Source organism: Thalassovita mangrovi (genome assembly GCF_009857745.1).
Classification (GTDB): domain Bacteria; phylum Pseudomonadota; class Alphaproteobacteria; order Rhodobacterales; family Rhodobacteraceae; genus Thalassobius; species Thalassobius mangrovi.
The window spans coordinates 409,114-433,577 of record NZ_WWEN01000003.1; the positions used below are offsets into that span (position 1 = coordinate 409,114).

At 61.3% G+C, this 24,464-nt stretch carries 25 protein-coding genes; 12 read left to right on the forward strand and 13 right to left on the reverse strand.

Annotated features, from left to right (window positions below; all coding sequences use genetic code 11):
* The first annotated feature begins 36 nt into the window (after window positions 1–36).
* Window positions 37–1,137 (forward strand): alpha/beta hydrolase, encoded by a 1,101-nt coding sequence (locus GR167_RS08530; RefSeq protein ID WP_160973044.1) that lies wholly within the window; start codon window positions 37–39, stop codon window positions 1,135–1,137.
* Here the strand turns inward: GR167_RS08530 and GR167_RS08535 are convergent.
* The 3 genes from GR167_RS08535 to GR167_RS08545 are packed head-to-tail and all read right to left on the reverse strand — an operon-like array spanning window position 1,134 to window position 3,399.
* Window positions 1,134–1,715 carry a Smr/MutS family protein gene (locus tag GR167_RS08535; RefSeq protein WP_160973045.1) on the reverse strand — a complete coding sequence of 194 codons (582 nt, stop codon included), beginning with the start codon at window positions 1,713–1,715 and terminating at the stop codon, window positions 1,134–1,136. The two genes, GR167_RS08530 and GR167_RS08535, sit on opposite strands and share 4 nt — an antisense overlap.
* Window positions 1,712–2,749, reverse strand: a complete 1,038-nt coding sequence (mltA, locus tag GR167_RS08540; protein WP_160973046.1) for a murein transglycosylase A — start codon at window positions 2,747–2,749, stop codon at window positions 1,712–1,714. Before mltA ends, GR167_RS08535 begins: the two co-directional genes overlap by 4 nt.
* The gene (locus GR167_RS08545) at window positions 2,746–3,399 is read right to left on the reverse strand and encodes a Tim44/TimA family putative adaptor protein (RefSeq protein WP_160973047.1); all 654 of its coding nucleotides are present in this window, start codon (window positions 3,397–3,399) and stop codon (window positions 2,746–2,748) included. The genes mltA and GR167_RS08545 overlap by 4 nt, the downstream gene beginning before the upstream one ends.
* A 106-nt stretch (window positions 3,400–3,505) precedes the next feature.
* Between GR167_RS08545 and GR167_RS08550 the strand changes: the two genes are divergently transcribed.
* Together GR167_RS08550 and secB are read left to right on the forward strand one after the other, a co-directional pair.
* Window positions 3,506–3,994 carry an FxsA family protein gene (locus GR167_RS08550; protein WP_160973048.1) on the forward strand — a complete coding sequence of 163 codons (489 nt, stop codon included), beginning with the start codon at window positions 3,506–3,508 and terminating at the stop codon, window positions 3,992–3,994.
* 55 nt (window positions 3,995–4,049) lie between these two features.
* Window positions 4,050–4,535 carry a protein-export chaperone SecB gene (gene secB, locus GR167_RS08555; protein WP_160973049.1) on the forward strand — a complete coding sequence of 162 codons (486 nt, stop codon included), beginning with the start codon at window positions 4,050–4,052 and terminating at the stop codon, window positions 4,533–4,535.
* A 4-nt stretch (window positions 4,536–4,539) separates the two neighbouring features.
* Here secB and dnaQ read toward each other — a convergent pair whose 3' ends face one another.
* Genes dnaQ through GR167_RS08575 form a run of 4 tightly spaced genes read right to left on the reverse strand, consistent with a single transcriptional unit; the run spans window position 4,540 to window position 7,283 of the window.
* Entirely contained in the window at window positions 4,540–5,271 is a 732-nt protein-coding gene (gene dnaQ / locus GR167_RS08560; protein ID WP_160973050.1) for a DNA polymerase III subunit epsilon, read from the reverse strand.
* Window positions 5,264–5,857 (reverse strand): dephospho-CoA kinase, encoded by a 594-nt coding sequence (coaE, locus tag GR167_RS08565; RefSeq protein ID WP_160973051.1) that lies wholly within the window; start codon window positions 5,855–5,857, stop codon window positions 5,264–5,266. Before coaE ends, dnaQ begins: the two co-directional genes overlap by 8 nt.
* The gene (locus tag GR167_RS08570; RefSeq protein WP_160973052.1) at window positions 5,854–6,687 is read right to left on the reverse strand and encodes a shikimate dehydrogenase; all 834 of its coding nucleotides are present in this window, start codon (window positions 6,685–6,687) and stop codon (window positions 5,854–5,856) included. Before GR167_RS08570 ends, coaE begins: the two co-directional genes overlap by 4 nt.
* Window positions 6,684–7,283 (reverse strand): Maf family protein, encoded by a 600-nt coding sequence (locus GR167_RS08575; RefSeq protein WP_160973053.1) that lies wholly within the window; start codon window positions 7,281–7,283, stop codon window positions 6,684–6,686. The genes GR167_RS08570 and GR167_RS08575 overlap by 4 nt, the downstream gene beginning before the upstream one ends.
* A 555-nt stretch (window positions 7,284–7,838) precedes the next feature.
* On the opposite strand from GR167_RS08575, the gene rho reads away from it, so the two are divergent.
* The 6 genes from rho to GR167_RS08605 are packed head-to-tail and all read left to right on the forward strand — an operon-like array spanning window position 7,839 to window position 14,645.
* On the forward strand, window positions 7,839–9,116 hold the full coding sequence (gene rho / locus GR167_RS08580) for a transcription termination factor Rho (RefSeq protein ID WP_160973054.1): 1,278 nt from the start codon (window positions 7,839–7,841) through the stop codon (window positions 9,114–9,116).
* Between the two features lie 18 nt (window positions 9,117–9,134).
* On the forward strand, window positions 9,135–10,421 hold the full coding sequence (gene mnmE / locus GR167_RS08585) for a tRNA uridine-5-carboxymethylaminomethyl(34) synthesis GTPase MnmE (protein WP_160973055.1): 1,287 nt from the start codon (window positions 9,135–9,137) through the stop codon (window positions 10,419–10,421).
* Window positions 10,422–10,424: 3 nt separating this feature from the next.
* Window positions 10,425–12,302 carry a tRNA uridine-5-carboxymethylaminomethyl(34) synthesis enzyme MnmG gene (gene mnmG, locus GR167_RS08590; protein WP_160973056.1) on the forward strand — a complete coding sequence of 626 codons (1,878 nt, stop codon included), beginning with the start codon at window positions 10,425–10,427 and terminating at the stop codon, window positions 12,300–12,302.
* 32 nt (window positions 12,303–12,334) lie between these two features.
* Window positions 12,335–12,907 carry a 16S rRNA (guanine(527)-N(7))-methyltransferase RsmG gene (gene rsmG, locus GR167_RS08595; protein ID WP_160973390.1) on the forward strand — a complete coding sequence of 191 codons (573 nt, stop codon included), beginning with the start codon at window positions 12,335–12,337 and terminating at the stop codon, window positions 12,905–12,907.
* Window positions 12,900–13,709 (forward strand): ParA family protein, encoded by an 810-nt coding sequence (locus tag GR167_RS08600; RefSeq protein WP_160973057.1) that lies wholly within the window; start codon window positions 12,900–12,902, stop codon window positions 13,707–13,709. Before rsmG ends, GR167_RS08600 begins: the two co-directional genes overlap by 8 nt.
* Before the next feature lie 21 nt (window positions 13,710–13,730).
* Window positions 13,731–14,645, forward strand: coding sequence for a ParB/RepB/Spo0J family partition protein (locus GR167_RS08605; RefSeq protein ID WP_160973058.1), 915 nt, complete (start codon window positions 13,731–13,733; stop codon window positions 14,643–14,645).
* Here the strand turns inward: GR167_RS08605 and GR167_RS08610 are convergent.
* From GR167_RS08610 to rph, 4 genes are read right to left on the reverse strand one after another with little or no spacing between them, the layout of a single operon-like run.
* Window positions 14,635–14,988, reverse strand: a complete 354-nt coding sequence (locus GR167_RS08610) for a YbaN family protein (protein WP_160973059.1) — start codon at window positions 14,986–14,988, stop codon at window positions 14,635–14,637. The two genes, GR167_RS08605 and GR167_RS08610, sit on opposite strands and share 11 nt — an antisense overlap.
* Window positions 14,988–16,148 (reverse strand): radical SAM family heme chaperone HemW, encoded by a 1,161-nt coding sequence (hemW, locus tag GR167_RS08615; RefSeq protein ID WP_160973060.1) that lies wholly within the window; start codon window positions 16,146–16,148, stop codon window positions 14,988–14,990. Before hemW ends, GR167_RS08610 begins: the two co-directional genes overlap by 1 nt.
* Window positions 16,141–16,752 carry an RdgB/HAM1 family non-canonical purine NTP pyrophosphatase gene (rdgB, locus tag GR167_RS08620; RefSeq protein WP_160973061.1) on the reverse strand — a complete coding sequence of 204 codons (612 nt, stop codon included), beginning with the start codon at window positions 16,750–16,752 and terminating at the stop codon, window positions 16,141–16,143. Before rdgB ends, hemW begins: the two co-directional genes overlap by 8 nt.
* Window positions 16,742–17,461 carry a ribonuclease PH gene (gene rph, locus GR167_RS08625; protein ID WP_160973062.1) on the reverse strand — a complete coding sequence of 240 codons (720 nt, stop codon included), beginning with the start codon at window positions 17,459–17,461 and terminating at the stop codon, window positions 16,742–16,744. Before rph ends, rdgB begins: the two co-directional genes overlap by 11 nt.
* Before the next feature lie 113 nt (window positions 17,462–17,574).
* Here rph and hrcA point away from each other — a divergent pair, with 113 nt between their 5' ends.
* From hrcA to GR167_RS08640, 3 genes are read left to right on the forward strand one after another with little or no spacing between them, the layout of a single operon-like run.
* Window positions 17,575–18,639 (forward strand): heat-inducible transcriptional repressor HrcA, encoded by a 1,065-nt coding sequence (hrcA, locus tag GR167_RS08630; protein ID WP_160973063.1) that lies wholly within the window; start codon window positions 17,575–17,577, stop codon window positions 18,637–18,639.
* 16 nt (window positions 18,640–18,655) lie between these two features.
* Window positions 18,656–19,210: a nucleotide exchange factor GrpE gene (locus tag GR167_RS08635; protein WP_160973064.1), complete on the forward strand. Its 555-nt coding sequence runs from the start codon at window positions 18,656–18,658 to the stop codon at window positions 19,208–19,210.
* Window positions 19,211–19,264: 54 nt separating this feature from the next.
* Window positions 19,265–20,305, forward strand: a complete 1,041-nt coding sequence (locus GR167_RS08640; RefSeq protein WP_160973065.1) for a TPM domain-containing protein — start codon at window positions 19,265–19,267, stop codon at window positions 20,303–20,305.
* Window positions 20,306–20,309: 4 nt separating this feature from the next.
* Here GR167_RS08640 and GR167_RS08645 read toward each other — a convergent pair whose 3' ends face one another.
* Both GR167_RS08645 and mutS read right to left on the reverse strand, forming a co-directional pair.
* A complete protein-coding gene (locus GR167_RS08645) occupies window positions 20,310–21,581 on the reverse strand; it encodes an NAD(P)/FAD-dependent oxidoreductase (protein WP_160973066.1) in 1,272 nt (423 codons plus the stop codon).
* A 150-nt stretch (window positions 21,582–21,731) separates the two neighbouring features.
* Window positions 21,732–24,359, reverse strand: a complete 2,628-nt coding sequence (gene mutS / locus GR167_RS08650) for a DNA mismatch repair protein MutS (protein ID WP_160973067.1) — start codon at window positions 24,357–24,359, stop codon at window positions 21,732–21,734.
* Window positions 24,360–24,464: the final 105 nt, after the last annotated feature.

Genomic DNA, 24,464 nt, shown 5'->3' on the forward strand with positions numbered 1-24,464 from the left:
CTAGCTCTGGCACTGTGACAAGCGCCGGAGCCGCCCGTGATCAGAAGCGCCCTGATATTCTGCCTGTTCTTCCTGGCCGCCTGCAGCGACCGGGAAATGATCGTGATGAGGCCCGAGGCGCGGGAAACCGGCCAGGTCTATACCGCCTTCGTCGCCACCAATCGCGGGCAGAACGATCAGGGCTGGTATGGGCACGACCGGGCAGGGGCGCTGGATTACCTGTCGGTGGACGTATCAGTTCCGCCGAAGCGCGAGGTCGGGCAGATCAAGATCGGGATGGGCGAAACCGATCCGGAAAGACATTTCGTCATCACCGGAAAACAGGATTTCACCAGCGCTGGCGGCTTCACGTCGGCCATACGAACAGCACTGGCCAAGCAGCCTCGGGGCGACCGCGACGTTCTGATCTACGTGCATGGCTACAACAACAGCTTCAGCGACGGCGTGTTCCGGACCGTGCAGATGAAACACGATTTCGACCTGCCCGGCATCGTGGTGCATTATTCCTGGCCAAGCGCCGCCAACCCGCTGGCCTATACCCATGACCGCGACAGCGTTCTTTACGCCCGTGACGGGTTCGAAACCCTGCTGCGGCAGGTCCGCGCCGCGCAGCCGGGGCGGATCATCCTTGTCGGGCATTCTCTGGGCACGATGCTGGTGATGGAAACGCTGCGGCAGATGGAAATCGCCACGCCGGGATGGTCGAAGCGGGCACTTGGTGGCGTTGTCCTGGTGTCGCCCGATCTGGATATCGACCTGTTCAAGACCCAGGCCGATCGCCTGGCCGGGCTGCCGCAGCCCTTTGCGATCTTCGTGTCCTCGCGCGACCGCGCGTTGCAGCTGTCAGCGCGGCTGAACGGCAGCCGCAGGCGGCTGGGCAACCTGACCGATCCCGAAGAGCTGGCCGAATATCCCGTCACCCTGATCGACGTTTCCGAATTCGCGCAGGAATCCGGCACGCGGCATTTCACGGTGGGAACCTCGCCGCTTTTGATCGCGCTTCTCAGCAACAGCGCCGCGGTGAACGAAGCCTTCGGTCAGGACCGCGCGGGCCGGTCGGGGCTGTTGCCGGGCACGGTGATCACCGCGCAGAACGCGACGCAGCTGATCCTGTCGCCGCTGTTGATGCTGAATTAACGGTTGCGCCGCAGGTAAACGTAATAGGCGCCCGATCCGCCATGGCTGAGATGCGCCTCGGACACCTGCAAGACGACCGCCGACAAGGGCGGCATGGTCAACCATTGCGGCACGTTGTGTTTCAGCACCCCGAAGCGCACCGGGATCGGCCCGCCTTCGTCGCGATGCTTGCCCTTGCCGGTGATCACCAGCACCAGCCGCTTGCCCTGCGCATGCGACCGCATGATGAACCCGTTCAGCACCGAATGCGCCTTGTCCAGGGTCATGCCGTGCAGGTCGATCCGGCCCTCGGGCACCAGTTTTCCGCGCCTCATCTTGCCGAAGGTTTTCTGATCCATCCGCACGGGAGTGTTGCCAAGCTGTTCGGAAATGCTGGGCATCAGGTCGTCGCGGGGCGGTGTTGCACCGGCCCTGGTGCCGACCTGGAAGTCCGGCAGCCGGAAAGACGGCGCTTTCTTCGGTTTCGGCTTGGGTTTGGGCAATTCGGAATGGGGCCGGTCGGGGTTCAGCCGTTCGGCCGTATCCGCCACCTTCTTCCACAGCTCCACTTCCTCGGGGCTCAGCCGCCGTCGCGTCATTGCTCGCTCTCCGGCAGCAGGGCAAAGGCGCGCTGGATCGGCAGCAGCACCATCATCCGCCCCGCATCGCGCAGCTTGCCAGCGGCGCGGCCCGCCGCATCGCCGGTACCGAAGAAGATATCGGCCCGCTGCGGCCCCTTGATCGCCGATCCGGTATCCTGCGCCACCATCAACCGGCGGATCGGCTGTTCGCCGTGCTTTTCCAGCCAGACCGGCGCGCCCAGCGGCGTGAAGGCGGGATCGACCGCTATGCTGCGCCCCGAAGTGACCGAGCGGTTCATCGCGCCCAGCGGCCCGTCTTCGGGCGACACCTTGTCGATCTTGCGGAAAAACACATAGGACGGGTTGTGGCGCAGCAATTCCAGCCCCTCGACCGGGTTGCGCCGGACCCAGGATTTGATCACCTGCGCCGACACCTGGTGTTTCCGATAAATCCCGCGCCGGATCAGTTCGACCCCGATGGACCGGTATTCGTGTCCGTTCGACCCGCCATAACCGACCCGGAGATGATGCCCGTCGGGCAGCCGGATGCGACCAGACCCTTGGATTTGCAGGAAAAACAGTTCCACCGGATCGTCGACCCAGGCGATTTCAAGCCCGCGGCCTTCCATCACGCCGCTGGTTTCGATCTCGCCCCGCGACAACCATTGCCCGGCGCCGCGCGCTTCGCGCGGCTGGCCGTAGACCGGGAAACGGAACCGGTCGGTCCGCACCAGCGATCCGTCCAGTTCGGGTTCGTAATAGCCGGTGAACAACGGCTTTTGCCCGTTCTCGATCAGCACCGGACGGAAGAAAAGCTCAAAGAACGCCTTGGGATTCTCGATCGTCTGCGCCACGGCGCACAGCGATTGCCAGTCGGGCGCATCGATATCGGGGCAGGTGGCCAGGAACACGTTCAGCGCGGCGGCGTGATCGTCGCGGTCCCAGCCATCCAGATCGGCGAAATCATGCACCTGATAGGACAGGTCGGCGGATTGCGCCGCACCTGTCATCAGCGCCCCTGCCAGAACGGCGGCTGGCAGCCGCCGGATCATTCGCCCGTTGCGACCAGTTGCCAGTTCGGATCGTCGGTTCCCATCTTGCGGGCAAAGGTCCAGACGTCCTTCTGACGCTTGATCTCGTTCAGCTTGCCTTCGACGATTTCGCCGGAACTGTCGCGCACGACCGAGGTCAATTCGCCAACGAATTTCACCGAAATCTCGGCGACGTTGTTTTCGAATTCCGCGTCGACCAGCGCCATTTCGCGAATACCGATGAAATCGGCCTCGATCTTCAGGCCCTGCGCTTCGCGCGCTTCGACTACTTCGGCGAAGCTGGCATAGACGTCATCGCTGAGGAACGGCTTGATATCGGCCATGTCGCCGCGTTCGAACCCCATCAGGATCATTTCATAGGCACCGCGCGCGCCGCCCAGGAATTCCGACACGTTGAAGCTGGGTTCCACGCGCTTCATCTGCGCCAATGCATCCGCCGCGGCGCTGCCTTCGGTGGCGTGATCGGTGATGTCGCGGTCGGGACCGCCTTCGATCACTTCGAAATCACGGCGCGGGGCGGATTTTTCCGGCACTTTCTGAACCGGGGGCTTTTCAAAACCCTCGCGGGTGCCCAACACGTTTTTCAACCGCAAAATCAGGAAGATTGCGATGCCAGCCAGTACCAGAAGCTGCAAAATCGGCGAATTCATACTATCCTCTCGAACCCATGGGCGTGGAAACCGGCCCGTTGGCTACTTATGTAGGTGAGGCAGGCGGTCAAGTCCACTGCGTCAAGGTTACAGGAGAGTGCCAAAAATGTGGCTGTTAATCGCTTTTATCGCCGTTCCGGTTATCGAGATCGCCCTTTTCATCCAAGTGGGCGGTTTGATCGGGACATGGCCGACGATCGGAATCGTCGTTCTGACCGCGATGCTGGGCACCTGGATGGTGCGGGCGCAGGGGCGTTTGGCGATCGGTAACCTGCAACGGTCCTTTTCCCAGCTCGACGATCCGACCGAACCTTTGGCGCATGGCGCGATGGTGCTGATTTCGGGCGTCCTGCTGCTGACGCCGGGTTTTTTCACCGACGCGCTTGGCTTTGCCCTGCTGGTTCCGGCGATCCGCTCGGCCTTTTTCCATTACCTGCGCAAGCGCGTGCGGGTTCAAAGCTTCACCATGGGCGCGGCGGGCACCCGGCAGGAATACCGCCCGATGCAGGACGATGACGTCATCGAAGGCGAATTTTACGAGGTCGATCCGTCAAAACGACCGACCCACCGGCCTTCGGGATGGACCAAGCATTGAGGCGCGTGATCCATCCTGATAAGGACGGATCAAACGCATTTTCTAGGAGCAAGAAATGGCTGAAGCTGCCACCGACCCGCAGGCCCCGTCCTTCCGCATGAACGTGTTGAACCAGTTCATCCGCGACATGTCCTTCGAAAACATCCTGGCGCAAAAAGGCGCGTCGGGCGAAGTCCAGCCGGACGTCAAGGTTCTGGTCAACCTGGACGCCAAGAAGCGGAGCCAGGAAAACCAGTATGAAGTCGCGATCAAGCTGACCGTGGATTCCTCGGCCAAGGATAGCGACGCCAAGCTGTTCCTGCTGGAAATCGACTATGCCGGGATCTTCCAGATCGAAGGCGTGCCGGAAGACCAGATGCATCCGTTCCTGCTGATCGAATGCCCGCGCATGATGTTCCCGTTCCTGCGCCGCATCGTCAGCGACGTGACCCGCGACGGCGGTTTCCCGCCGCTGAACCTGGAAAACATCGATTTCGTTCAGCTGTATCGCAACGAACTGGCCCGCCGTCAGGCCGAAGGTCAGACCGCGCCGGCGAACTGATCCCTTAAGACAGCTTTTTCCAAAGCGCGCCGTCGCCCATCGCCTCGACAAAGGCATCATGGGCGGCGGTTTCTTTTTCGGTGATCCGCGGCGGCAGCGGCGCCGGACGCTTGAAGGGGCGCCAATCGTCGCCGCCATCGCCGCCCGACGACCCGGTGGACACCGTGCTGAGCCCGAAATCGGGCTGCCGGCCGCCGATCAGTTCCAGATAGACATCCGCCAGGATTTCGGAGTCGAGCAACGCGCCGTGCAGCGTGCGCGACGAATTGTCGATGCCGAAGCGGCGGCACAGCGCATCCAGCGTCGCGGGCGAGCCGGGAAATTTCTTGCGCGCGATGGCCAGCGTATCAAGCGCCTGTTCCCACGGGATTTGCGGCAATCCCATCCAGCCCAGTTCGGCGTTGAGGAACTTGATATCGAAGGCCGCGTTATGGATCACCAGCTTGGAATCGCGGATGAAATCCAGGAAACTCTGGCCCACTTCCTTGAACAGCGGCTTGTCCTTCAGCGTCACCTGACCCGGTTTCGGGTCCTGCGGCGGCTGCAACAGGTCGGGCCCAATGCCGTGCACGCCGAAAGCTTCGTCCGGCATGTAGCGTTCGGGGTTGATATAGACGTGATAGGTTTCGCCGGTCGGCATGTGGTTATAGAGCTCAAGACAACCGATTTCGACGATCCGGTCGCCCGAATTCGGGTCGAAACCGGTGGTTTCCGTATCCATCACGATTTCACGCATTGCGCAGCTTCCCCTGAATATCGTCGATCACCGCCTGCACCTGCGCGCGCGCGTGATCCAGCGTGTCGGTTTCGATCACATAATCGGCCCGGGCGCGTTTTTCAGCGTCCGGCATCTGTTTTTCACGGATCGCTTCGAATTGCGCCTCGGTCATGGTGCCGCGGTCCATCACCCTTTGTTTCTGGATTTCGGCCGTGGCCGACACGGTGGCAACCGCATCCATCGCCGCGTTGCCGCCGGTTTCGAACAGCAGCGGGATGTCGAAGACAAGGATATCGGCCGTGGCATGGGCAATGAAATCGGCGCGGTCTTCGCCGACCAGCGGATGGACGATTTCCTCGATCCGTTTCAACGCGGTGGGATCGCGCCCGATGATCAGTTTCAGCGCCGCGCGCGACACTTCACCATCGATCACCGCCTCGGGAAAATCGCGCTCGAACGCCGGAACCGCCTTGCCACCCCTGGAATACAGCCGATGCACCGCCGCATCCGCATCCCAGACGGCGCAGCCCGCTTCGGCGAACATTTTCGCGGTGGTGGATTTGCCCATCCCGATCGACCCGGTCAGGCCCAGCTTGAAACTCATCGCAGCAACACCGCGCGGGTGGCCGCGTCGACCACGGGCCGTTGGCCGAACCAGCGTTCGAACCCCGGCACCGCCTGGTGGATCAGCATGCCCAAGCCGTCGACGGTGACGCATCCCATGTCTTCGGCTTCGCGCAAAAGCCGCGTTTGCAGCGGGTTATAGACCAGATCGGTCACCAAGGCGCCCTTCTGCAACCCGTCCAGCGGCACCCGCAATTCCGGTTTGCCCAACATGCCAAGCGAGGTGGTGTTCACCACCGTCGCCGCCTGTTCCAGCATGTTGCCGGCCTGGACCCATTCGACCACGCTCACCCTTGTGCCGAAATCCTGCTTCAGCGCTTCGGCGCGCGCCCGGGTGCGGTTGCTGATCAGGATTTCCGGCACACCGGCATCGAGCAGCGACGCCACCACGGCGCGCGCGGCGCCCCCGGCGCCCAAAACCGCGGCGGGCCCGGCCGCCGGGTTCCAATCCGGTGCGTTCTGACGCAGGTTTTCGATGAAACCATAGCCATCGGTGTTGTCGGCGTGGATTTTCCCATCTTCGCGGAAAATCAGCGTGTTCACCGCCCCGATCAGCGTCGCCCGGTCGGTGACCTGATCGGCGATCCGCATCGCGGCTTCCTTATGCGGCACGGTGATGTTGACGCCGACAAAACCCATCCGGGGCAGGGTGCGCAGCACGTTTTCCAGGTCTTCCGGCGCCACATCCATCGGGATGTAATGGCCCTTGATGCCAAGGGTTTTCAGCCAGTGACCGTGCAAAAGCGGCGATTTCGAATGGGCGATCGGCGATCCGATCACACCGGCCAGGGGAATACGCTCGACACTCATTGTTGCAGCTCTCCTCGCAGGGTCAGGTAGGACAGGAGTTCCAGAAGCGGCAGCCCCAGGACCGTAAAGTAATCGCCGTCGATACGGGAAAACAACCGTACACCTTCCTCTTCAAGCTTATAGGCGCCCACGCAATGCCCGATTTCCGGCCAGTTGCGATCCAGATAGCCCTCTAGGAAGTCGTCGGAGAAATCGCGCATCCGCAAACGAACCTGCCCGATATGGCGCCAAAGCGGTTTGCCCGCCTCGCAGATCACCGCCGCCGACAGCAACATGTGCCTCTCGCCCCGCATCTGGCGCAGCTGATCGCGCGCCTCGTCCCGGGTTTCGGGTTTCGACAGCATCTGACCGTTGAAATCGAGCACCTGATCGCATCCGATGACCAGGGCGTCGGGGAATTTTTCGCTGATCTTCAGCGCTTTCATCTCGGCCAGCGTGTCGGCGATGTCGCGCGGCGTGGCCTCTTCGGCCAGAAGCGCGGCTTTCACCATCTCTTCGTCGATTCGCGGCCGTTCAACGGTGAAGGAAACGTTGGCATTTCTGAGCAGGGATTGCCGAATTTCGGACCCAGAAGCGAGGATCAGATTTTTCTGCATGTGGATAAACCCGTGGGAAAGCGATGGCATGACTTGGTGACGAGTACTGGATGGTTCGGGGGATCTTTGCAAGCTGTGCGAAACTCACCATTCCATGCCACGCTTGCAAGACGCTTATCCTTTCGGGGCAAGGATAACTGCAAACCTGTGGCAAACCCCGGTTTCACCGCCCCAGTCCAGAAATTATCCCCGGTTCCGGTTTTCAGAAATATTATTACAACGCATTGAAATTATACAATAATCAGAAAATTACCCAGAAAGCACACCCAATATTTCCATAGGTTTCTCTACAGGCTTCCGGCCAAGTGAAAATCCCTCTGGATAAGTCGGTAATCCACAGGAATCCGGCTACCCTAAAACAAAAACAATCCTTTTATCTTTCTTTATTTATTTTTGTTTGCCTGCCCGAGGACTTGCACCAACCATGCCAGGATGAGAATTGACTCAGAAAGGGACGGCCCTTATATCGCAGCCTAAGCCCCCGTCCGGGGGACCTGATTTTCCTTCAATGAAGATGACGGCAATCCCGACGGGATTGTGCGCAGGATTATTCCAATGACAGAGCAGCAGCAGCGCCTGAACCTCGCCGATCTCAAGGCCAAGAGCCCCAAAGACCTTCTTGCCATGGCGGAAGAGCTGGAAATCGAAAACGCCTCGACCATGCGGAAGGGCGAAATGATGTTCCAGATCCTTCGGGAAATGGCCGATGAAGGCTGGGAAATCGGCGGTGACGGCGTGCTGGAGGTCCTGCAGGACGGATTCGGCTTCCTGCGGTCGCCCGAAGCGAACTATCTGCCGGGTCCCGACGACATCTATGTGTCGCCCGACATGATCCGGCAGTATTCTTTGCGCACCGGCGACACCGTCGAAGGCGTGATCAAGGCGCCCGAGGAAAACGAAAACTACTTCGCACTGACCTCGGCCACCACGATCAACTTCGAGGAACCGGAAAAGGCGCGTCACAAGATCGCCTTCGACAACCTGACGCCTCTCTATCCCGATGAGCGGCTGAAGATGGAAATCGAGGACCCGACGATCAAGGACCGCTCGGCCCGGATCATCGACCTGGTATCGCCGATCGGGAAGGGCCAGCGGTCGCTGATCGTGGCGCCGCCGCGGACCGGTAAGACGGTTCTGCTGCAGAACATCGCCCATTCGATCGAAACCAACCATCCCGAATGCTATCTGATCGTCCTGCTGATCGACGAACGGCCCGAAGAAGTCACCGACATGCAGCGCTCGGTGAAGGGCGAAGTGATTTCGTCGACCTTCGACGAACCGGCGACCCGTCACGTGGCCGTTTCGGAAATGGTCATCGAAAAGGCCAAGCGCCTAGTCGAACATAAACGAGATGTTGTTATCCTTCTCGATTCGATCACAAGACTTGGTCGTGCCTTCAACACCGTGGTGCCGTCCTCGGGTAAGGTTCTGACCGGTGGTGTGGACGCCAACGCGCTGCAACGGCCGAAACGGTTCTTCGGTGCGGCCCGGAATATCGAAGAAGGCGGGTCGCTGACCATCATCGCCACCGCGCTGATCGATACCGGTTCGCGCATGGACGAAGTGATCTTCGAAGAATTCAAGGGCACCGGTAACAGCGAAATCGTGCTCGACCGCAAGGTCGCCGACAAGCGCGTGTTCCCGGCGATGGACATCCTCAAATCCGGCACCCGGAAAGAGGACCTGCTGGTCGATCCGAAGGATCTGCAGAAAACCTTCGTTCTGCGCCGCATCCTGAACCCGATGGGCACCACCGATGCGATCGAATTCCTGATCTCGAAGCTTAAACAGACCAAGACCAACACCGAATTCTTCGATTCGATGAACGGATAAGGGTCCAGGACCTTACAGATGGACACGATTTTCGCCCTTGCCACGGCCCATGGTAAGGCCGGGGTCGCGGTGATCCGCGTGTCCGGCCCTATGGCCTTTGCCGCGGGCGAAACCTTGGCCGGGTCATTGCCGGAAGTGCGCAAGGCCGGGCTGCGGCTGCTGAAGGACGGGCAGGGGGTACGCCTGGACGAGGCGCTGATCCTGTGTTTCGAGGACAAGGCCAGCTTCACCGGCGAAGCGGTGGTGGAATTCCAACTGCACGGATCGACCGCTGTCATCGCCGCCGTGTTGCGCGAATTGGGCAACATGGACGGGCTGCGCCAGGCCGATCCCGGCGAATTCACCCGCCGCGCGCTGGAAAACGGCCGTCTGGACCTGGCGCAGGTCGAAGGCCTGGCCGATCTGATCGAGGCTGAAACCGAAGCGCAGCGACGGCAGGCGTTGCGGGTTCTGTCCGGCGATCTGGGCAACCGGGCCGAGGAATGGCGCCGCGACCTGATCCGCGCGGCATCGCTGCTGGAAGCGACGATCGATTTCGCCGATGAGGACATCCCGGTCGACGTGTCGCCGGAAGTGAACGAATTGCTGGATCGGGTGATTGCGTCTCTAAGCAAGGAAATCGCCGGGGTTTCCGCCGCCGAACGGGTCCGCACCGGATTCGAAGTTGCCATCATCGGCGCGCCGAATGTCGGCAAATCGACCCTGTTGAACGCTTTGGCGGGGCGCGATGCGGCGATCACTTCGGAATATGCCGGCACGACGCGCGACGTGATCGAGGTGCGGATGGACCTGGCCGGATTGCCGGTGACTCTGCTGGATACCGCCGGATTGCGTGAAACCCAGGACAAGGTCGAAGAAATCGGCATCCAACGTGCCCGCGAACGGGCAGGGCTGGCCGATCTGCGGGTGTTCCTGGTCGAGGGCGATCAGAAACCGGATTTCGAACCGCAGCCCGACGATATCGTTCTGAAGGCCAAGGCGGACCTGCTGGACGATAAATCCGGCGCCGTGTCCGGGGCGAGTGGAGAAGGCGTCGCGAATCTGATAGATCAGATCACTGAACGCCTGTCGCAGCGCACCGCAAATATCGGCATCGCCACCCGCGAACGCCATCGCGTGTCGATGCAGAACGCGGTTGCCGCGCTGGACGAGGCGAAAAGACTGGTCGCGATGGGCGAAGACATGACCGATATCGCGGCCGAAGAAATGCGGACGGCGATCCGCGCGCTGGATGCGCTGGTCGGCCGGATCGATGTTGAAAACCTGCTGGACGAAATCTTCGCCAGTTTCTGCCTTGGGAAGTGAGGAGTGTTTCACGTGAAACAATTCGACTTCGATGTGATCGTGATCGGCGGCGGACATGCCGGATCGGACGCCGCCCATGCCGCGGCCCGGATGGGCGCGCGCACCGCGCTGATCACCCTGCGCAAGGACGGGATCGGCGTGATGTCCTGCAATCCGGCGATCGGGGGCCTCGGCAAGGGGCACCTGGTGCGCGAGGTCGATGCACTGGACGGCGTGATGGGCCGTGTCGCCGACGTATCGGGCATTCAGTTCCGTCTGCTGAACCGTCGCAAGGGCCCGGCGGTGCAGGGGCCGCGTTGCCAATCCGACCGGAAACTTTACCGCCAGGCGATGCTGGCGGAGATAGAGGCGCAGCCGAATCTGCAGATCGTCGAGGGCGAAGCGACCGATTTCATCATGAACGGCGAATCGGTTGCCGGCGTGATCCTGGCCGACGGATCGGAGCTGAACGCGAAGCAGGTGGTGCTGACCACCGGTACCTTCCTGCGCGGCGTGATCCATATCGGCGATGTTCGGCGCCCCGGCGGGCGCATGGGCGACAAACCCTCGGTCAAGTTGGCCGAACGAATCGACGGGTTCGAATTGCCCTTGGGTCGTTTGAAAACCGGCACCCCGCCGCGGCTGGACGGGCGCACGATCAAATGGGACCTTCTGGAAATGCAGCCGGGCGATGACGACCCGGTGATGTTTTCCTTCCTGTCCAAGGGCCCGTCGGTGCGGCAGATTTCCTGCGGCATCACGCACACCAACGAACGCACCCACGAAATCATCCGTGAAAACCTGGAACGCTCGGCGATGTATGGCGGCCATATCGAAGGGGTAGGGCCACGTTATTGCCCGTCGATCGAGGACAAGATCGTGCGATTTGCCGACAAGACCTCGCACCAGGTGTTTCTGGAACCCGAAGGGTTGGACGATCACACCGTCTATCCCAACGGGATTTCGACCTCGCTGCCCGAGGATGTGCAGCGCGATTACGTGCATTCGATCTTTGGGCTGGAGGATACCGAGATCCTGCAACCCGGCTATGCCATTGAATACGATTACGTCGATCCGCGCGCCTTGGATTCGCGGTTGGCGGTGAAATCGGTGCCGGGGCTGTTCCTGGCTGGGCAGATCAACGGCACTACAGGGTACGAGGAGGCGGCCGCGCAAGGGCTGGTCGCCGGCTTGAATGCTGCGGCCTCGGCCTTGGGCCGTGAACCGGTGCTGTTCAGCCGCTCCGACAGCTATATCGGCGTGATGATCGACGATCTGATCACCCGCGGCGTGTCGGAACCCTATCGCATGTTCACCTCCCGCGCCGAATTCCGGCTGTCCTTGCGCGCCGACAACGCCGATCAGCGGCTGACCCCAAAGGGGATCGAGGTTGGTTGCGTCGGCGAAACGCGCAAAGCCGCGTTCGAGGACAAGATGGAACGGCTGCAGGCAGGCGAGGCGCGGCTGAAAGCGGCGAGCTTCACCCCGCACCACCTGAAGGAACACGGATTCAACGTCAATCAGGACGGCGCCCGGCGCAGCCTGTACCAGGTGCTGTCCTTCCCGGATGTCGATTTCGACAAGCTGATCGAGCTGGACCCGGACCTGTCGGATATCGACGGGGAAATCCGCGGCCAGCTGGAAAAGGACGCGCTTTACGCCAATTATATCGAACGGCAACAACGCGATGTCGAGGCGGTGAAGCGCGATGAGATGCAGGTGATTCCGGCCGATTTCTCTTATGACAGCATTGAAGGGCTGTCGAACGAGCTGAAGCTGAAGCTGAAACAGGCGCGGCCGGAAAACCTGGCCCAGGCAGCGCGGGTTGAGGGAATGACACCGGCGGCGCTGACTTTGCTGCTGGCGAAGCTGCGGCAGGCGAAACGGGAAAAATCCGCGTGAGACAGATCGGCATCGATGTTTCACGTGAAACAATGGTGCGGCTGGAAGCCTATGCCGCGCTGCTGGAAAAGTGGAACCCCAAGATCAACCTCGTCGCCCGCTCCACGCTGGAAACCTTGTGGGATAGGCATTTCGTCGATTCGGCGCAGGTGTTCCGGCATCTGCCCGACGGCGCGGCAAGCTGGGCCGATCTGGGCAGCGGCGGCGGTTTTCCCGGGTTGGTGATCGCGATCCTGGCGGCGGAAAAGGCGCCGGAGATGCAGGTGGCGCTGGTGGAAAGCGATACACGCAAGGCGGCGTTCCTGCGAACGGTGATCCGGGAAACCGGCATTTCCGCGCGGGTGATCGACGAGAGGATCGAAAACATCCCGCCCTTGCAGGCAGATGTGATTTCGGCCCGGGCACTGGCCGACCTGTCGACGCTTCTGGGCTTTGCTGCCCAACATTTGGCGCAAGGCGGCGTCGCCTTGTTCCCGAAAGGCGTCAATTGGGAAAAAGAGGTGCAGGAAGCACGGCAGAAGTGGCGATTCGCCTGTAAGCAATTTACAAGTGAAACCGATACCGGAGCCGTCATCCTGCGAATCGAGGGAATAGAACATGTCTGATCCGACCCGTCTGCCTGGACCGAAAATCATCGCGGTGGCGAACCAGAAGGGTGGGGTGGGCAAGACCACGACGACGATCAACCTTGGCGCGGCGCTGGCGGCGGAAGGGATGAAGGTTCTGGTGGTGGATCTGGACCCGCAGGGCAACGCCTCGACCGGGCTGGGGATCGACCCCGAGAACCGCGAATACACCACCTACGACCTGCTGATCGACGACAGCGACCTGGACAAGGTGATTCAGCCGACCCGCACTGAAGGCATGGATATCATCCCGGCCACCGTCGATCTGAGCTCGGCCGATATCGAGCTGATGTCGAACGAAAAGCGGTCCTTCCTGCTGCATGACGCGCTGCGTCAGCACGCGATGGACGCGCATGAATACGATTTCATCCTGATCGATTGCCCGCCGTCGCTGAACCTGCTGACGGTGAACGCGATGGTGGCGTCGCATTCTGTGCTGGTGCCGCTGCAATCGGAATTCTTCGCGCTGGAAGGTCTGTCGCAGCTGATGCTGACGATCCGCGAAGTGCGGCAAAGCGCCAATCCGGGGCTCCGGATCGAAGGTATTGTGTTGACCATGTATGACGCACGCAACAACTTGTCTCAGCAGGTCGAAGCAGATGCGCGCGATAATCTGGGCGACCTGGTGTTCAACACGGTGATTCCGCGCAATGTCCGGGTCAGCGAAGCGCCGTCTTACGCGGTTCCGGTCCTGGATTACGACCCGACCTCGAAGGGCGCGCAGGCCTATCTGCAGCTGGCCAAGGAATTGATGTCGAAAAACATCCGCATCGCGGCATAATAAGAAGAAAAAGAGGGCAAGATGAGCGATAAACCCAAATCCCGCGGCCTGGGCCGCGGATTGTCGGCGTTGATGGCCGATGTGAACCCGACCCCGACCACTGCTGAAACCGGCGACAGCATGCGCCGGCCCGACATGATGGTGCCGATCGAAAAGGTGCAGCCGAACCCGGATCAGCCGCGCCGCACCTTTACCAAGGAACAGCTGGACGAACTGGCCGCTTCGATCAAGGAAAAGGGCATCATCCAGCCGCTGATCGTTCGGGAAAAGCCGGGCGAAAAGGGAATGTATGAAATCGTCGCCGGGGAACGCCGCTGGCGCGCGGCGCAGATGGCGATGCAGCACACGGTCCCGGTGGTCGTGCGCGATTTCGACGATACCGAGGTTCTGGAAGTCGCGATCATCGAAAACATCCAGCGCGCCGACCTGAACCCGGTGGAAGAAGCCGCCGGCTACAAGCAGCTGATGGAGAAATTCGGCCATACCCAGGAAAAACTGTCCGAGGTTCTGGGCAAGAGCCGCAGCTATATCGCCAACCTGGTGCGGCTGCTGCAATTGCCCGAAGAAGTTCAGGAATTCCTGCGCGAAGGCAAGCTGAGCGCGGGTCACGCGCGGGCGCTGATCACCTCGGACGATCCGGTGACACTGGCCAAGAAGGTGATCCATTCCGGCCTGTCGGTGCGGGAAACCGAACGGCTGGCCAAGCAACCGGCCGGTGAGATCTTCAACGAGGCTGCAAAGCCCACGAAGAAGGCGCCGAAATCGCTGGAAAAGGATGCCGATACCCGCGCGCTGGAGGGCGATCTGTCCGCCGCCATCGGCATGCAGGTGTCGATCGACCACGATCCCGGCAAGGAAAGTGGCATGGTGATGATTACCTACAAGGATTTCGATCAGCTGGACGAGCTGTGCCGCAAGCTGTCGGTCACGAGTTAGGCCGCGTCCATATAAAAGTCAGAACTGCGCCCAGGGTGATTGCCTGAATGATCAGGAGCATCGGGCGCAGTCCCATGATCAGCGCAATTGCGAAAACGGCGACGATAGACAGGGTGGCGATCCGCTTGCCTTTGCTACTGATCGCGCCACGGGTCTGCCAATCGACGATCGAGGGCCCGAAGGTCGGGTGCTCGATCAGCCAGGCGTGAAGCCTTTCACTGGAGCGGGCGAAGAAGAACGCGGCCAGCAGCATGAAGGGTACCGTCGGCAGCAGCGGCAGCACTACACCGATCAGGCCCAAAGCGACGCTGATCAACCCCAAAATAGCCCAGATAACACGCATCAGCCGTCCACCAGCAGTTCCCTGATAACGGCATTGAGTACCATGCGCCCCTGATCTGTCACGCGTAGTTTTGACGCAGATGGCGCGATCATGCCGATATCTGTCAGATAGGCCAGTTTTTCGGCGTTCAAAGGCTGCCCTGCAAGAGCAGCATAGCGATCAATATCTATGCCTTCGCTGATGCGCAGCCCCATCATTAGGTATTCCCCGGCCTGATCCATCCCACTCAGCGCACGGCGGGTTTCCGCGCCGGTGCCGCTTTCCACGCCGTGCAGCCATTTGCCCGGCGTCAGTTCGGTTTCGCTGGCGATGCGCTGGCCGTTCAGCGTCACCCGGCCATGGGCGCCGGGGCCGATGCCGACGTAATCGCCATAGCGCCAGTAGATCAGGTTATGCCGCGATTCCGCGCCGGGTTTGGCGTGGTTCGACACTTCATAGGCGTTGAACCCGGCTTCGCCGCAAATGTCCTGCGTCGCCTCGTACATGTCGGCGGCGGTATCGTCTTCGGGCAACCCGCGCAGCGATCCGCGGTTGTAGCGGTCGCCGAAGGCGGTGCCTTGTTCGATGGTCAGTTGGTAGAGCGATACATGGTCGATCGCCATCGACAGCGCCTCGGACAGTTCAGCGCGCCAATCCTGCAATGTCTGGTCCTGGCGGGCATAGATCAGATCGAAACTGACCCTCTCGAACTGTGTGCGGGCGATATCGAAGGCCTTGCGCGCCTCCTCGACCGTGTGGATTCGGCCCAGACGGCGCAGATCGCGGTCGTTGAGGGCCTGGATGCCCATCGAAACGCGGCTGACCCCGGCCTGGGCATAGGCGGCGAAGCGGCCTGCTTCGACCGATCCGGGATTGGCTTCTAACGTGACTTCAAGATCGTTGGCCTGCGGCCAGATCTGGCGGACCCGTTCCAGGATGGCGTGAACCACGTCTGGGTTCATCAGGCTGGGCGTGCCGCCGCCGAAGAAGATGGAATTCAGAACCCTGTGCGGGACTTCTTCGGCGTAACGGTCAAGCTCGGCCAGATAGGCCCTGAGCCAGCGGGATTGGTCGATTTCGCGCGCTACATGGCTGTTGAAATCGCAATAGGGGCATTTGGCCTGACAAAACGGCCAATGCAGGTAAAGGCCGAAGCCCCCCTGTTGCCAATCCTCACTCAAAGCAGCCCTTTACCAGCTTGGCAAAGGCATCCGCGCGGTGGCTCATTTCCTGTTTCTTGTCCTGGTCCATTTCACCGAATGTAATGTCGAAACCCTCAGGAACAAACATCGGGTCATAACCGAAGCCGTGTTCGCCGCGCGCCGGCCAGATGACCTGACCTTCGACGCGGCCCTCGAACAGTTCGTCATGGCCATCGGGCCAGGCCAGGCACAGGGTGCAGACAAAGGCGGCCTTGCGCGGGAAGGGGGCGTTCTTTTCTTCCAGCAGCTTCCAGGTCTTTTCCATCGCCATCGGGAAATCGCGCCCGTTCGGCGTTTCCGCCCAGTCGGCGGTGTAAACGCCCGGCGCGCCGTTCAGTGCCTCGACCGCGATGCCGCTGTCGTCGGACAGGGCGGGCAGGCCGGTTTCCTTCGCCGCGTAATGCGCCTTGATCCGGGCGTTGCCGGCGAAGGTGTCTTCGGTTTCCTCCGGTTCCTCCAGCCCGTGTTCGGCGGCGGAACTGACATGGATTCCGAAAGGTGCAAGCAGCGCGGAAATCTCGCGCAGCTTGCCCTTGTTGTGGCTGGCCAGGACCAGTTGATCGCCGTCGAACTTACGCTGCATCGACCGCTGCCCGCTGCGCCGAAACCAGTTCGCCGACGCCTTTTTCCGCCAGATCCAGCAGCTGGTTCATCTGATCGCGCGAATAGGTCGCGCCTTCGGCCGACATCTGCACCTCGATTAGCTGCTTGTTGCCCAGCATGATGAAGTTGCCGTCGACGCCCGCTTCGCTGTCTTCGGGGTAATCCAGGTCCAGAACCGGCTGCCCGGCGTAAATGCCGCAGCTGACCGCGGCGACCGGTTCGATCAGCGGATCGGAATAGATGTCGCCCGCCTTCATCAGCTTGTCCACTGCCAGGCGCAGCGCGACCCAGCCGCCGGTGATCGACGCGCAGCGGGTGCCGCCATCGGCCTGGATCACGTCGCAATCGATGGTGATCTGACGTTCGCCAAGCGCCACGCGATCCACGCCTGCGCGCAGCGATCGACCGATAAGCCTTTGAATTTCAACGGTTCTTCCGCCCTGCTTGCCCGAAGTGGCTTCGCGGCGCATGCGCGACGTAGTAGACCGCGGCAGCATGCCGTATTCCGCCGTGACCCAACCCAGGCCCGATCCCTTGATGAAGGGCGGAACACGGTTTTCCAGGGTCGCGGTGCACAGCACATGGGTGTCGCCCATGCGGATCATGCAGGACCCTTCTGCATGTTTGGTGACGCCCGTTTCGATTGAAACTGCGCGCATTTCACTTAAATCTCTACCAGATGGCCGCATGTCGTTTCCCCTTGTCCATTTAATGCGGGGATACAGGGCGGGGCGCGTCAAACGCAACCCCGATTGACCTTTGCGGCACAACCTCTTTAATGACCCTGAGCAGGGTTTCGCGAATGGATGACGGCAAGAACATTCTGGCACAGATGAACGACAGATCGCGCGAAGTGTTTCGCCGCGTCGTCGAAAGCTACCTGTTAAGCGGCGATCCGGTGGGGTCGCGCAGCCTGACCCGCGAGATGAGCGAAAAGGTCAGCGCCGCCACCATCCGCAACGTGATGCAGGACCTGGAATTCATGGGCCTGCTGGACAGCCCGCATGTGTCCGCCGGTCGGATACCCACCCAGATGGGGTTGCGGATGTTCGTCGACGGCTTGCTGGAAGTGCGCGACCTGGATCAATCCGACCGGATGATGCTGGACGAAACCGTCGGCAGTAATGCGGGCGACGTGCCTGATATCCTCAACCGGGTCAGCACGGCGCTTTCGGGCGTGACGCGAGGCGCCTCGCTGGTGCTGGCGCCCAAGCACGAGGCGCCGATCAAGCATGTGGAATTCGTGTCGCTGGGGGCCGAGCGGGCGCTGGTGGTTCTGGTCTTTGCCGACGGGCACGTTGAAAACCGGCTGTTCACCCCGCCGGCGGGGCAAACCCCGTCCTCGATGCGCGAGGCGGCGAATTTCGTCAATGCTTTGGTCGAAGGCAAGACGCTGAGCGAGCTGAGCGTCGCGATCCGGCAGCAGATCGATGCGCGGCGTCAGGAAATCGATGTGCTGGCGCGCGACCTGGTCGAAAGCGGCATGGCGCTATGGGAAGGTGACGGCGGCGAACACGAACGGCTGATCGTGCGCGGCCGGTCGAATCTGTTGCAGGCCGAAGGCGGCGAAGCGGACCTGGAACGCATCCGAAACCTGTTCGACGACTTGGAACGCAAGCGCGATATCGCCGATTTCCTGGATCTGACCGAGGCGGGCGAGGGTGTTCGCATTTTTATCGGCTCGGAAAACAAACTTTTCTCACTTTCGGGTTCCTCTTTGGTGGTGTCTCCCTATATGAACGCTGATCGTAAGATTGTCGGTGCGGTCGGGGTCATCGGGCCCACACGCCTAAACTATGGGCGGATCGTGCCGATTGTGGACTATACGGCACAGCTGGTTGGACGGATGATTTCCGACCGCAGCTAAAGTTGGAAGGTGGCACATGCCCAAGGAAAACGAATTTCTCGACGATATCGAAGCCGCCGAGGCCGAAGCCTTTGCCGAGGAAAACTCCGAGATCACGGATGAGGCAGCCGAAATCGACGCCCTGCGCGCCGAGCGCGACGATTACAAGGACAAGTTCATGCGCGCCCTGGCCGATGCGGAAAATTCCCGCAAGCGCGCCGACAAGCAGCGCCGCGAAGCCGAACAATATGGCGGTTCGAAACTGTCGCGCGACATCCTGCCGGTCTTCGACAACCTGAAGCGCGCGATGGACGCGGTGACCGACGAACAGCGCGAACAGATGGGCGCGATGATCGAAGGGGTCGAACTGACCCTGCGCGAATTGCTGAGCGTGTTCAAAAAGCACGGGATCGAGCTGATTTCGCCGGAGGTCGGCGACAAGTTCGACCCGCAGATGCACGAAGCGATGTTCGAAGCCCCGGTGCCGAACACCGTGGCGGGAGAAATCATCCAGGTCGCGGCCGAAGGCTTCATGCTGCATGACCGTCTGTTGCGCCCGGCGCAGGTGGGCGTGTCGTCCAATCCCGGCTAAACAGATCGCCGGTTAAGTGATAGAAAGCTCCCATCCATTTGGGAGCTTTTTCTTTTGCGACATTTCATCCTGGCCCTTTTCATCGGCCTTGCCGCTATTTCCGCGCGCGCGCAGACCTATCCAGATTACACCGAGATTTACGTGAACGACTTCGCCGACCTGTTGTCGGAAGAAGACGAAGACCGCATTCGCGGCAAGCTGCAGGAATTGCGCCGCGAACGCGGGATCGAATTCACCGTGGTGACCATCGGGCTGATGTCCGATTACGGCCATGTGGGCGACATTGAACCTTTCGCCACCGGGCTGTTCAACGACTGGCAGGTCGGCAATGCTGGGCGCAATGACGGCGTGATGCTGCTGGTGGCGCGATACGACCGCAAGCTGCGGATCGAGGTCGGGTCGGGTTACGGCAACGATAAGAACATCCCGATGAAGGACATCATCGACGATGTGATCGTTCCCCGCTTCAAGCGCGACGATTACGTCGGCGGGATCGAGGACGGGGTGGATGCGGTGATTTTCGACCTGACTGGAAGTTACCCGGGCGAATACGACGCCAGCTTTGCGCAAAAGGCGCTGAACCGAGGCAAGCGGTTCCTGGATTGGATCGGTGGCTGGATTTTCGTGATCTTGGCGCCGTTGCTGGGCTTTCCGGTGCAGGCCTATCGCCGCTGGCAGCGCAACAAGCCGCGGATCTGCCCAAATGACGGGTCGCAGATGGAACGGTTGGATGAAGCCTGGGACGACAACCACCTGCAAAAGGGCCAGATCACCGAGGAAGAGCTGAAAAGCGTCGATTACGATGTCTGGGTTTGCCCGAAATGCGATCACGTGACGGTCGAGGCCTACAAGGCCTGGTTCAGCCGCTATTCCGCCTGCCGGTCCTGCGGTTACAGGACGGTGGAAGGTGAAACCGAAATCCTGGAACCCGCCACCACCTCATCGACCGGCACCAAGCGGATCGATTATCACTGCCTGAATTGCGACGACCGCTGGTCGGTCACCCGGATCATTCCGCGAAAATCCTCCAGCTCCTCCTCGGGGTCCTTCGGCGGCGGATCGTCCAGCGGCGGCGGCGCCAGCGGCAGCTGGTGATCCGCTATTTCAGCCGCGTGACCTTGGTCATGCCCATGATCGCCTTTTCGAAAAACGGCTCGGATTTGCCCTTGCGGATCTTGTGCATGAAATATTTCTCGAACCCGATCTTGGCGAGGTGCACCCAACGGCCCTCGGACGCCCAGTTCAGATTGCGCGGCGGGTTTTGCGGCTGGGCAAGGAAGGCCACGCCCTTGTTGCCGAAATCGGCCAGGCAGAAGGCGTTCCACGATCCTTCCAGCGTCGGTTCCTTGCCCTCGAGCTCCAACCCGATATTGCCGGCGGTGGCGGCGACCATGCTTTCGATCATGTAGCCGGTTTTCGGAACGCCGACCGCGACGGGCGTCGCTTCAAGCGGCGGGATCGCGATGCAGACGCCGACCGAATAGATGTTCTTGAACGTCGGATTGCGCTGATGTTCGTCGACGATGACGAAGCCGCGCGGATTGACCAGCCCCTCGATGCCGCGCAGCGCGGGGATGCCGCGGAACGCCGGCAGCATCATCGAATATTTGAAGTCCAGTTCGTGCGATCCGACTGCTTCCTCGGCTGTTTTCATTTCGGTGACGAACATCTTGCCGTCTTCGACCTTGTCGACCTTGGCGTTGGTGATCCACTTGATATGCCGGTGGCGCATTTCGCTTTCGAGAATGCCCTTGGTGTCGCCGACGCCGCCAAGCCCCAGATGGCCGACATAGGGTTCGGCGGTGACGAAGGTCATCGGCACCTTGTCGCGGATTTTGCGTTTGCGCAGCTCGGTATCCATGATCATGGCGAATTCATAGGCCGGGCCATAGCAGGACGCGCCCTGCACCGCGCCGACCACGATCGGGCCGGGATCGCGGCAGAATTCCTCCCAGGCGTCATATGCGGTGACTGCGTGATCCACGGCACAGACCGAATGGGTGAACCCGCCATGCGGGCCAAGCCCTTCGACTTCGTCGAAGGCAAGTTCGGGGCCGGTGGCGATGATCAGGTAATCGTAACTGACCTCGCGCCCGGATTCGAGGATCACCTTGTTGTTCTCGGGTTCCAGCTTGGCGGCGCCGTCGGCGATGAAATCGATCCCCAGCTTCTTGAGAACCGGATCAAGCTCGATGGTGATGTCTTTCTTGGTCCGCCATCCGACCGCCGCCCAGGGGTTGGACGGGGTGAACTGGAAATAGGATTGATTGGATATCACCGTGATCTTGTCGGACTTGCCGATTTCACGTTTCATATCATAGGCCATCGGCAAACCGCCGATGCCTGCGCCAAGAATGACGATTTCTGCCATAACGGATTCCTCCTTCGCGGTATCGCAATGCTTGAAACAGCATTTTCAATTCGCGCCCGGAAAGAGTGACAGGGGCCCCGGGCCCCCGTCAAATGAAATTTGAGATCGGTAAACGGGTCGTGTTCGCCGTTCGGGTCCCGGTTGTGGGGCTTAACCGGCCTTGGTCAATCCCTTGAGATCGTACAGGATCTGCAACGCCTGCCTTGGGGTAAGGTCGTCGGGGTGGATGTCCTCGAGCTTCTGTTCGACCTCCGAGGGGCCGCTTGGCGCGGCGACTGGCGCCGGGGCAGGGGCGGCGGAAAACAGCGGCAGATCGTCGATCACCGCCTGTTTCTTGCCGCCTTCCCGTTCGCCCTTTTCCAACGCGTCCAGAACCACGCGGGCGCGTTCGACCACCGCGTCGGGCAGGCCCGCGAGCTTCGCCACCTGCACCCCGTAGGAGCGGTCGGCGGCGCCCTTGCGCACCTCGTGCAGGAAAATCACCTCGCCTTCGAATTCCTTCACCGCGACGGTGGCGTTTTCCACACCCTCGAGCTTGGCTGCGAGGTTGGTCAATTCGTGGTAATGGGTGGCGAACAAAGCCCGGCAGCGGTTCACATCGTGCAGATGTTCCAGCGTCGCCCAGGCGATCGACAAGCCGTCATAGGTCGCGGTGCCGCGCCCGATTTCATCGAGGATCACCAAGGCCCTGTCGTCGGCCTGGTTGAGGATCGCGGCGGTTTCCACCATTTCCACCATGAAGGTCGACCGCCCGCGCGCCAGGTCATCGGACGCCCCGACGCGGCTGAACAGCTGGCTGACCAGCCCGATTTCCGCTTTCCTTGCAGGGACATAGCTGCCCATCTGCGCCAGCAGCGCGATCAGCGCGTTCTGCCGCAGGAAGGTCGATTTACCGGCCATGTTGGGGCCGGTCAGCAGCCAGATATCGGCGCCGTCAGTGCCTTCGGCCAGGTCGCAATCATTGGCGATGAAGGGCGCGCCGCCCTGTTTCTTCAGCGCCTGTTCGACCACCGGGTGACGGCCACCTTCGATATGCAGCCGGCGAGAATCGTCGACCGTGGGACGCGCCCAATCCTCGGCCCGGGCCAGATCGGCGAGCGAGGTGGCAAGGTCCAGTTCCGCCAGCCCGCGTGAAGCGACGCTGATTTCGTCGGCGCGGGTCAGGATCGCCTGCCGCAGGACCTCGAACAGCCGCTTTTCGATTTCCAAGGCCCGGCCGCCCGCGTTCAGGATCTTGGTTTCCATTTCCGACAGCGGCACGGTGGTGAACCGCACCTGGTTCGCCGTGGTCTGCCGGTGCTTGAACGTGTTGGACAGCGGCTCAGACAGCATCTTGTCGGCATGGGTCGCGGTGACCTCGACGAAGTACCCCAGCACGTTGTTGTGCTTGATCTTGAGCGAGGTGATGCCTGTTTCCTGCTGGTATTGAGCCTGCATTTGCGCGATCACGCCGCGCCCTTCGTCACGCAGCTGGCGCATTTCGTCGAGTTCTTCGTCGAACCCCGGCGCGATGAAGCCGCCATCGCGGGCTAGCAGCGGCGGTTCGGCGATCAGCGCCTGATCCAGCAGGTCCAGCAATTCGTCATGGCCGACCAGCGCGCCGGCGGCATCTTTCAGCAGCGCCGGTAGGTCGAGCGGCGAAATATGATTTGAGATTTGCCCGGCCTGATCCAGCCCGTTGCGGATCGCCGCCAGATCGCGCGGCCCGCCGCGATCCAGACCCAGCCGCGACAGCGCGCGATCCAGGTCGGGCACCTTGCGCAACTCATCGCGCAGATCGGCCCGCATTCGACCCTGTTCCACCGCAAAATCCACCGCGGCCAGCCGGTCATGGATTACCGACAGCACCCTTGAGGGGCTGGAAACCCGCCGTTCCAGCAGCCGCGCGCCAGCAGCGGTCACGGTGCGGTCGATGGTGGCCAGCAGCGATCCGGCCCGTCCGCCGTTCATCGCGTGGGTCAGTTCCAGGTTGCGGCGCGTGGCGGCGTCGATCTGCATCACCCGGGCTTGGGCTTCGCGATGCGGTTTGCGCAACAGCGGCAGTTTGCCCTTCTGGGTGATTTCCAGATATTCGACCACGGCGCCCATCGCAGACACCTCGGCGCGGGAAAACTGGCCGAAGGCATCGAGCGACGACACTTCGAACAGCGCGCACAGCCGCTTTTCGGCACTGGTGCTGTCGAAGGCGGCGCGCGACAGCGGCGTCAGCGACGCGCCGGATTCAGAGACTATTTCAGCCAAATCGTGCTCTTGCGCTTCGGATACCACGACCTCGGACGGCATCAGCCGCGCCAGTTCCGGGCCAAGCCGCACCGGCGGCAACGGCATCACGTGGAATTCGCCGGTCGAGATATCGACCCAGGCCAGTGCAGCTTCGTCCCGCACCAGGGCATAGGCGCACAGGAAATTGTGCCGCCGGGCTTCCAGCAGGGATTCCTCGGTCAGCGTCCCGGGGGTGACCAGCCGCACCACTTCGCGCCGGACCACGGATTTCGACCCGCGTTTCTTGGCCTCGGCCGGGTCTTCCATCTGTTCGCAGACGGCGACGCGGAACCCCTTGCGGATCAGGGTCAGCAGGTAGCCTTCGGCGGAATGCACCGGCACGCCGCACATCGGGATGTCTTCGCCTGCGTGCTTGCCGCGCTTGGTCAAAGCGATGTCCAGCGCTTCGGATGCGGCGACCGCATCGTCGAAGAACATCTCGTAAAAATCGCCCATCCGGTAGAACAGAAGCGCATCCTTATGGGCTTCCTTGATTTCCAGATATTGCGCCATCATGGGCGTTACTGCTGACACGATTTACCCCCGTTTCGTTTCGGCAGACCTTACAAATCGCGGGGCCGGGACGAAAGGCGAAAACGTGTTTCTGTTGAGACGCGGGCG

Excerpts from the sequence above, each read along its gene's own strand:
- coaE (WP_160973051.1), bottom strand. The coding sequence starts at position 5,857 with ATGAGTTTCAAGCTGGGCCTGACCGGGTCGATCGGGATGGGCAAATCC.
- GR167_RS08610 (WP_160973059.1), bottom strand. The coding sequence starts at position 14,988 with ATGCGTGTTATCTGGGCTATTTTGGGGTTGATCAGCGTCGCTTTGGGC.
- GR167_RS08600 (WP_160973057.1), top strand. The coding sequence starts at position 12,900 with ATGTCTGATCCGACCCGTCTGCCTGGACCGAAAATCATCGCGGTGGCG.
- mltA (WP_160973046.1), bottom strand. The coding sequence starts at position 2,749 with ATGATCCGGCGGCTGCCAGCCGCCGTTCTGGCAGGGGCGCTGATGACA.
- rsmG (WP_160973390.1), top strand. The coding sequence starts at position 12,335 with ATGGTGCGGCTGGAAGCCTATGCCGCGCTGCTGGAAAAGTGGAACCCC.
- hrcA (WP_160973063.1), top strand. The coding sequence starts at position 17,575 with ATGGATGACGGCAAGAACATTCTGGCACAGATGAACGACAGATCGCGC.
- GR167_RS08545 (WP_160973047.1), bottom strand. The coding sequence starts at position 3,399 with ATGAATTCGCCGATTTTGCAGCTTCTGGTACTGGCTGGCATCGCAATC.
- GR167_RS08605 (WP_160973058.1), top strand. The coding sequence starts at position 13,731 with ATGAGCGATAAACCCAAATCCCGCGGCCTGGGCCGCGGATTGTCGGCG.
- dnaQ (WP_160973050.1), bottom strand. The coding sequence starts at position 5,271 with ATGCGTGAAATCGTGATGGATACGGAAACCACCGGTTTCGACCCGAAT.
- GR167_RS08570 (WP_160973052.1), bottom strand. The coding sequence starts at position 6,687 with ATGAGTGTCGAGCGTATTCCCCTGGCCGGTGTGATCGGATCGCCGATC.
- GR167_RS08535 (WP_160973045.1), bottom strand. The coding sequence starts at position 1,715 with ATGACGCGACGGCGGCTGAGCCCCGAGGAAGTGGAGCTGTGGAAGAAG.
- secB (WP_160973049.1), top strand. The coding sequence starts at position 4,050 with ATGGCTGAAGCTGCCACCGACCCGCAGGCCCCGTCCTTCCGCATGAAC.
- GR167_RS08645 (WP_160973066.1), bottom strand. The coding sequence starts at position 21,581 with ATGGCAGAAATCGTCATTCTTGGCGCAGGCATCGGCGGTTTGCCGATG.
- rdgB (WP_160973061.1), bottom strand. The coding sequence starts at position 16,752 with ATGCAGCGTAAGTTCGACGGCGATCAACTGGTCCTGGCCAGCCACAAC.
- mnmE (WP_160973055.1), top strand. The coding sequence starts at position 9,135 with ATGGACACGATTTTCGCCCTTGCCACGGCCCATGGTAAGGCCGGGGTC.
- rph (WP_160973062.1), bottom strand. The coding sequence starts at position 17,461 with ATGCGGCCATCTGGTAGAGATTTAAGTGAAATGCGCGCAGTTTCAATC.
- GR167_RS08635 (WP_160973064.1), top strand. The coding sequence starts at position 18,656 with ATGCCCAAGGAAAACGAATTTCTCGACGATATCGAAGCCGCCGAGGCC.
- mutS (WP_160973067.1), bottom strand. The coding sequence starts at position 24,359 with ATGATGGCGCAATATCTGGAAATCAAGGAAGCCCATAAGGATGCGCTT.
- GR167_RS08575 (WP_160973053.1), bottom strand. The coding sequence starts at position 7,283 with ATGCAGAAAAATCTGATCCTCGCTTCTGGGTCCGAAATTCGGCAATCC.
- rho (WP_160973054.1), top strand. The coding sequence starts at position 7,839 with ATGACAGAGCAGCAGCAGCGCCTGAACCTCGCCGATCTCAAGGCCAAG.
- GR167_RS08550 (WP_160973048.1), top strand. The coding sequence starts at position 3,506 with ATGTGGCTGTTAATCGCTTTTATCGCCGTTCCGGTTATCGAGATCGCC.